General features: G+C 33.7%; 8 protein-coding genes. 7 read left to right on the top strand and 1 reads right to left on the bottom strand.

Annotated features, from left to right (window positions below; all coding sequences use genetic code 11):
* Positions 1-42: 42 nt before the first annotated feature.
* A complete protein-coding gene (locus tag LACDD01_RS04190) occupies positions 43-1,236 on the bottom strand; it encodes an SAM-dependent methyltransferase (RefSeq protein WP_061413326.1) in 1,194 nt (397 codons plus the stop codon).
* Positions 1,237-1,503: 267 nt separating this feature from the next.
* Here LACDD01_RS04190 and LACDD01_RS04185 point away from each other — a divergent pair, with 267 nt between their 5' ends.
* From LACDD01_RS04185 to LACDD01_RS04155, 7 genes are all read left to right on the top strand, one after another.
* Positions 1,504-1,788 carry a DUF1294 domain-containing protein gene (locus LACDD01_RS04185; protein ID WP_029343287.1) on the top strand — a complete coding sequence of 95 codons (285 nt, stop codon included), beginning with the start codon at positions 1,504-1,506 and terminating at the stop codon, positions 1,786-1,788.
* 32 nt (positions 1,789-1,820) lie between these two features.
* A complete protein-coding gene (locus tag LACDD01_RS04180) occupies positions 1,821-2,120 on the top strand; it encodes a bacteriocin immunity family protein (protein ID WP_061413324.1) in 300 nt (99 codons plus the stop codon).
* Between the two features lie 47 nt (positions 2,121-2,167).
* Positions 2,168-2,536 carry a TIGR02328 family protein gene (locus LACDD01_RS04175; RefSeq protein WP_019291634.1) on the top strand — a complete coding sequence of 123 codons (369 nt, stop codon included), beginning with the start codon at positions 2,168-2,170 and terminating at the stop codon, positions 2,534-2,536.
* Positions 2,537-2,695: 159 nt separating this feature from the next.
* Positions 2,696-2,980: a hypothetical protein gene (locus LACDD01_RS04170; RefSeq protein WP_061413322.1), complete on the top strand. Its 285-nt coding sequence runs from the start codon at positions 2,696-2,698 to the stop codon at positions 2,978-2,980.
* 47 nt (positions 2,981-3,027) lie between these two features.
* On the top strand, positions 3,028-3,396 hold the full coding sequence (locus tag LACDD01_RS04165; RefSeq protein WP_231863379.1) for a hypothetical protein: 369 nt from the start codon (positions 3,028-3,030) through the stop codon (positions 3,394-3,396).
* Positions 3,397-3,450: 54 nt separating this feature from the next.
* Positions 3,451-3,843, top strand: coding sequence for a hypothetical protein (locus tag LACDD01_RS04160; RefSeq protein WP_061413318.1), 393 nt, complete (start codon positions 3,451-3,453; stop codon positions 3,841-3,843).
* 59 nt (positions 3,844-3,902) lie between these two features.
* Positions 3,903-4,586, top strand: coding sequence for a TIM44-like domain-containing protein (locus tag LACDD01_RS04155; protein WP_061413316.1), 684 nt, complete (start codon positions 3,903-3,905; stop codon positions 4,584-4,586).
* Positions 4,587-5,793: the final 1,207 nt, after the last annotated feature.

Here is a 5,793-nt window from a genome sequence, read left to right as displayed (position 1 = left end):
CGTATTTGACAACTGTTTTTTTCTTTTAATATTCATAAACGTTTAATGATGTTGGAGCATATACTGACGAGTCATTGGAAGACCAACACCTGAAGGCCCTTTTGTTAAAAGATATTGAACCACATCAATGTTCCCTGATTCAAAACTAGCGGCACAAGCTTGAAGATAAAGCGTCCACATGCGAGCAAAGGGACGGCCCATTTCCTTTTCAATATCTACAAAAACTTTACTGTAGTTTTCGTTCCAGATTTCTAGTGTTTTTTGATAGTGACGACGTAAAGGTTCCAAATCATCAAGTTGTAATTTTGCAGTCATAATGTGTTCGACATTTTCAGCGATGTTTGGAATATAACCTCCTGGGAAGATATATTTTTCGATGAAAGGATCAACACCTGCTCCACGATGTTGACCAGTAATTCCATGGATGAGGGCACGAGAATTTGGTTTGAGATAATCATAAACCTTTTGGAAATACATTTCTAAATTTTCTTTACCCACATGCTCAAACATGCCCACAGAAGTTACATAATCAAAGGTTCCTTCATTTAGATCACGATAATCTGTAAGGAAGACTTTGACTTTATCCTCAAGTCCGAGTTTTTTTGCCTTATTTACGATATAGTTGTATTGTTCTTCAGAAAGAGTAACACCTACAGTTTCTAAGCCGTATTCTTGTGCAGCAGTAAAGAGCAATGTTCCCCAGCCACAACCAATATCTAATAAACGTCCGCCAGGTGTACTGTTGAGCTTGTCAAGGATATGATGTACTTTAGCGATTTGTGCTTGTTCCAGTGTCATATTCTCATTTTCAAAATAAGCACAAGAATAAGTCATCGTTGGATCCAACCATTTTCTGTAAAAGTCGTTCCCAATGTCATAGTGCTGATGAATATCCTTTTTCGATTGCTTTTGGGAGTGATTGCCCAAGAGCTCAACAATGGATTTTCCGAAGCCTGATTGATTTGTTAAAAAGCTATCTGCTTTACGATAAGCGGAAGCGACAAGTTCTTGAATACTTCCTTCAATTTCGATTTCATCGTGCATGTAAGCTTCAGCAAGAACCAGAGTAGGCATGGATGCTAAATCGCTAAAAGCGAATTTTTTATTGAAAATGATGTGTACTTGAGCTTCACCATCGCCATATTTCTCTGTTTTGCCATCCCAGTAAGTTACTTTTACTGGAATATCAAAGGCAGAGGCGAGAGCTTTGTTTAATACTGTTTTTTCAAATACCAAGTTATTTCCCCTTTTCTAACTTTGCTATAGATAAAACTATACTCCGAGTTTTTTTGAATGTCAAATAGTTAAATTTTACAGATAAATGAGGTTAAGTGCTTCATTTATTTGATAGTCTGTTATGACTTCAAGCCCAGCAAGTGATATAATGAATAGCATAAAGATGAGTTAAATTGATAAAAAGTTTTAAATCACCCAATGAATGAAGCTATTAACCATTGGTATTTAAAACTTCTTAAAAATAAATTTAAAAACAGAAAGATAGCAATGACAACAACAGGACTTCTTATTTTAACAGCACTTATTATTTGGAACATTATTGTCTTTCTGTTTTATGCTATTGACAAATACAAGGCGCAGCATCATTTGTGGCGGATTCCTGAGAAGGTGCTTATTTCCCAGGCAATATTGGGCGGTGGTTTAGGCGCATTTCTAGGTGGAAAAATTTGTCGACATAAAACACAAAAAACATATTTTATCGTTTCATGGTATCTTGGCTTGGCTATTGATTTAATTTTAGTGGTTCTGATTTTTAAAACCTTGCTCAAATAAATCAAAACAGGCTTTTCAAAAGGAGTTCACTTATGAAAAAGGTAAAATTATCCGCACGTGAAGAACAGATTTTAAACGATATTTATCGATTAATATTGGACGAATCCTTGACGATCCAAGAACGGGAAGTACTGACTAAGGCGAAAAACTTGATAGAGAGCGGTGACTATGTCCCGCAGATAGTTCAACGTATTCAAGTGAGCTTTACCTTGCTTGCCTTAAACGGAAAATTATCGCCAAATGCAAGAAAATTTAGTCAACAAATTCCTGAAAGGCTTTATGAAATTTTGCCTTTTGGAAGTGTTCCGCTGGGGATAAATCGACCTTTATGATTGATCTAAAATAGGAGGAATAATAATCTGGAAGAAGGAGATGAGAGATGAGGTTATGGCACGAAGATTTAATAAAGCATCTTCCGCGGATGCAATTGCTTGGACAGCACAGAGAATGCTGTGCTTTGAGAGGGAGAGGCTGGGGCAAGCCACACGCGACTGTAAATTATGTTTTTGATTATTCACCCTATAAATTATTTCAATATCATCAACAAGTTATGGAGGAAATGAAGCGAAGAGGATACAAACCGGCTAAGGAATGGGAAAGTCCCTTGTATCGTGGAAACCATTGTTCAAGTTATGAGTCACTGGAGACTATGTCTTTGACTGTTCCTATTTATCCAGAGCATAATGTAGATTATTTGATAGAATGCCTGGATAACTTAAAGGCTAAAAATGTGCTGATTGAACTCTAAATTATAAGGAGTTATATTATTAAAATTAAAAAAACAAGTGCAAAAATTTCAGTATCTATTCGCTCTCTTTTGATAATCCTAGTTGCTGCCCTATTGATTTATTTCAGCCCACTTTTATTAGTGTTGGGTTCTTTTGCATTGACGGATATAAGCGCCAAAATGTATAGCCAACAAAATATTACGGACATTATTAACGATCCACAGATGCTAGGCGCTAAGATTCAGCAGGATAAGGACAGTTCGAGTTTATCATGGGATGCCTTAAGCACTCCTATGATAAATATCAAAAATGCTTCTACCAAAGATCTGGAACGATTAGCAAAATCTGTTTATGGTAAAACAAATTATGACAGATGTGCCGTCAAAAAAATGAATCTTGACACTAAAGTAGAATTTTATAAAGAAGATTCCCTTATTTATACTGTTAATTTTACAGGAAATTAGTGCTCACAGCCAAAAAGAAAAACAAGAAAGTCAAGGAGGAAGAGAAAATGGAAAATAAAAAAATGAGTTTAATAAATGCAGTAATGAGTGCCTTTTTAGGCAGTGTCCTCATTGTGTTGTCTCTTTTTGGCTTTCAATTTTTCTGGAATACTAATCCATACTTTAATGGGATTCACGGACACGTACCAGAGAACTGGAATCTTCAATTATTATTAGGTATGTTTGGTGTAACAGTAATTATTAGTATTATTTTGATTATTATGGGGGTTGTTGACCGTAAATCTTCAACAGAAAAAGATACTAGGCGTGCAGGTTTTTATTTTATCTTGGGCGGAATATTTGGATTGTTTCCATTTTTAGGCTTTGTTGGAGGAATCTTGACTTGGATTGGCAGTGGAATGAGTGTCAAGGATTAATAATAGTATTAACAATTACTTATGAAATAGAAGTTGTGGAAGGAATAAATTAAAATGAAAAAAGCACAACCTTTTGAAGCTTACTTTAATGATAATGACTTAAGTGAAGAAAAACTTGCGAGAATGCGACTTACACGACAGTTGGTCCATACTATCTATCCTGATGTGCAAGAACGTGTTTCTTATGCAATGCCAGGTTTTTACCCTAAACAGGCCAAGAAAGCGACACAACAACTTTTTTTACTAATGGCTAATAAGGGCTGGTTAGGTATTTATGGAACACAAGGTATGAAAGAAAGCGATTTTTCTGATTTTACTGATTATGGTCTTGAATTTGGAAAAGGGTCACTTAAGATTCCCTACGATATGCCAGAGCTTGAGTATAAAAAATTGCTTCAACTCATAATGAGTTATAATGCTAAGAGAAATGGATTTGATATCTCTTAGCTATAAAGGTTCTATTATGTATCGTATGACTTTACTGATTGAGCTTCTAGAATAAAAATATGATAAAAAAACAAAAAATATTTATTGCTCTTCTAGTAATGAGTTTCTTCATCATCTTTGCTCCCCATGTTCTGGCATTAGCTGGGGGCTTCCATGGAGGTGGAACTACGGGTGGTGGAGGTTTCCATGGAGGGATTGGAGGCATTCACACTAGTAATAACTCACCATCAAGTGTGGAAGGTGGTATATCAAATAAAGTAAAGCTTATGCTTTCTCTTGTAGGTCTTGGTATTATCATAGCTATTAGTGCAGTTATTAAACCTAAGGGAATATATACTGAGGGAGTTCATATTGAAGATATGGAACTTTCTAATGCCATAAAGAAACAGTTCTTATCTATTCAAGATGCTTGGAATACACAGGATATATCAAGAGTATCGCAGTTATATAGCGAAAAACTTTATACCAAGCATACTAAAAATTTGTTAAGCTACTTAGATAAGCGAAAAATAAATCACACAGAAAATATTGAAATCGAAGGACTCAGTCGCTTATACTGGAAAAAATCTAACACTTTCGAGATAGATATATCTTTTAAAGCTGTTGATTACGTAATAGATAAGGATACTCAACAAATACTAAAAGGTCTTCCCAATTATCAACAAAAATTTAAACAAAGATGGACATTTGTTACTGATAAAGAAGGAATGAAGGTTGATAAGATTAAGGAATTTAAGATTTAAAACTATTATTTTCGAGATATTTACTTGAGGTTTACATTTTTATCATGCACCTCTTGATTAAAGTAGTGTTCTAATAAATATGAGTGCTGTACATCACTTTTACACATTGAAATGTTTCTACGAGTGAAAAAGGATAGTTACATTTATTGATGTTATAATTGGAAGTATTAACTCCTTTTCTAGGGAGGTAATTCTACGTAATGGCAAATCCTAAAAATCCTTATAAAATAAAAAAACGAACATCTCTAGGTGTTCAGAGTTATTAAAAAGATTGGAAAAAATTCATGAAATTTATTATTTATAGTTGTGAAATAGTAGCAATAATTTTATTGTACTTATTTGCGCCATTAAGTCTTTTGCTTAAAATTATAGGTTTTGTAATAATTATTTGCATTTCACAGTACGCCCTTTCAACCTTAAAAGAGAATGAGACGAACGATACTCTTTCTTAAAATTTACGCTGAATTTTCAGTTTTTTCACTAGAGTGTGATGAACTCTCAAAATAAAAGGAACACTAATTCATGACTAAAAAATATATTAACCTATTGATCACGTTACTTTCACTTATTGCTATTGGAATAAATTTTATATTTTATAACAGCAATCCTTATGTATCCCTCGTAATTGCTGTTGTTTTACTATTCAATCTTTACTTTTCACTACCTAAAAGAACACAGAAACCAAGCCAGACCACAAATAAAGAAGTATAAAAGAGATATATTTGAGAAAAAGGAATGAAAAAACTTTTTTCTCTTTTTTTCTTACGAAAAATTATATCTGCAGTCTTCAAAAATCGAGCTTATAATCTTACGATAAGCACTCTTATCTCAAATTAGAAATCATACGAGAGCAAAAACGTGATATTATAGCGAAATATTAACGTAGGTAAAGAACAAAAAGGATATTTATTAACCTTTTTAAATATATGAATTGACATAGTGAAATATAAAAACGTAGGTAATTACGTAGGTAAAAAATTCGCACCGTCCAGGCAAAATTGAGAACATGAATAGCACTTTGATAGTGCTTTTTTAATTCGTAAAGCTAAAAGAACCCGAGGAAGATTAGTCTTTTTCCAAGTGTACGTATTTCTGCAAAACTTTTTTTCTGAATAGAAATCGCTCAACTGTGGGGATAAACAGCCTTTGATAGTGTCCTTAGCATATATAAGAATTGCGAAAAGTGCCTAAAATTACCCTCTCAATG

It is taken from the genome of Lactococcus sp. DD01 (assembly GCF_001578715.1).
GTDB lineage: Bacteria > Bacillota > Bacilli > Lactobacillales > Streptococcaceae > Lactococcus > Lactococcus petauri.
Note: the sequence above shows the minus strand (reverse complement) of the source record. Positions and strands in the feature narration are given on the sequence as shown.

Excerpts from the sequence above, each read along its gene's own strand:
- LACDD01_RS04185 (WP_029343287.1), top strand. The coding sequence starts at position 1,504 with ATGACAACAACAGGACTTCTTATTTTAACAGCACTTATTATTTGGAAC.
- LACDD01_RS04180 (WP_061413324.1), top strand. The coding sequence starts at position 1,821 with ATGAAAAAGGTAAAATTATCCGCACGTGAAGAACAGATTTTAAACGAT.
- LACDD01_RS04175 (WP_019291634.1), top strand. The coding sequence starts at position 2,168 with ATGAGGTTATGGCACGAAGATTTAATAAAGCATCTTCCGCGGATGCAA.
- LACDD01_RS04170 (WP_061413322.1), top strand. The coding sequence starts at position 2,696 with ATGTATAGCCAACAAAATATTACGGACATTATTAACGATCCACAGATG.
- LACDD01_RS04165 (WP_231863379.1), top strand. The coding sequence starts at position 3,028 with ATGGAAAATAAAAAAATGAGTTTAATAAATGCAGTAATGAGTGCCTTT.
- LACDD01_RS04160 (WP_061413318.1), top strand. The coding sequence starts at position 3,451 with ATGAAAAAAGCACAACCTTTTGAAGCTTACTTTAATGATAATGACTTA.
- LACDD01_RS04155 (WP_061413316.1), top strand. The coding sequence starts at position 3,903 with ATGATAAAAAAACAAAAAATATTTATTGCTCTTCTAGTAATGAGTTTC.